General features: G+C 60.3%; 1 protein-coding gene. It reads right to left on the bottom strand.

From position 1 onward, the window contains the following. Positions 1-77: 77 nt before the first annotated feature. Positions 78-611, bottom strand: a complete 534-nt coding sequence (locus SB751_RS28035) for a helix-turn-helix domain-containing protein (protein WP_410748789.1) — start codon at positions 609-611, stop codon at positions 78-80. Positions 612-662: the final 51 nt, after the last annotated feature.

The raw sequence follows: 662 nt of genomic DNA, 5'->3' as shown, positions 1-662 counted from the left end.
CTGGTAGTAGAACGTGCTGCGCGCCAGATCGGCAACCTTGAGCAGGATCGGCAGCGGGTGGTGCTCTCGCAAAGCATTCACGACTTGCGCTTTTTCTTTGGCGCAGCTTGCTCCTTGGCCCGGAGCAGGGCATCCAGCTTTTTTAGGTACGCCACCTCCGCGCGCAGATATTCGTTTTCCTTCAGTAGATCTTCGCGCGAGCGTCCGTCTTGAGTGGGCTCGGGAGTGGATTGGGGTGGCTGCTTAGGCTGGGACATGTTGGGTGGCCGGCCTTTGCGGCGCGGCTTGAGGGCTTCGATACCGCCCTCATGATACTGGCGCTCCCAGCGGCTGATGCCGCCTGCTTCGCGCAAGTCGAAGACGGCACTTGCCTGCGCATAGGACAACTCGTGGCGCCACATGTGCCGCAACACCGTCAACTTGAACTCGGCGCTATAGGCCTCATGCTTCTTGCCAAGCGCGGCTTCTCCATGCTGCCGCCACGCGCTGACCCAGCGCTGCAGCACCGAGCGGCCTATTCCGTGCTTCCGGCTCAGTGTCCCAGTCCCAACTCCCCCGGACAAATATTCCTGAACCACCTGGCGCTTGAACGCCTCGTTGTACTTCGCCATGAAAAACACCCCAAAGGTTGAACGGGTGTCCAACTTTTGGGGTGCAGTTCA

Origin of the sequence: Cupriavidus sp. SIMBA_020 (genome assembly GCF_046535395.1) — a bacterium.
Taxonomy (GTDB): Bacteria; Pseudomonadota; Gammaproteobacteria; order Burkholderiales; family Burkholderiaceae; genus Cupriavidus; species Cupriavidus campinensis.
The sequence above is the reverse complement of the archived record's forward strand: the minus strand, read 5'-3'. Positions and strand labels throughout refer to the sequence as shown.

Bases quoted from the DNA above. Each gene is read 5' to 3' on its own strand.
- SB751_RS28035 (WP_410748789.1), bottom strand. From the start codon at position 611: ATGGCGAAGTACAACGAGGCGTTCAAGCGCCAGGTGGTTCAGGAATAT.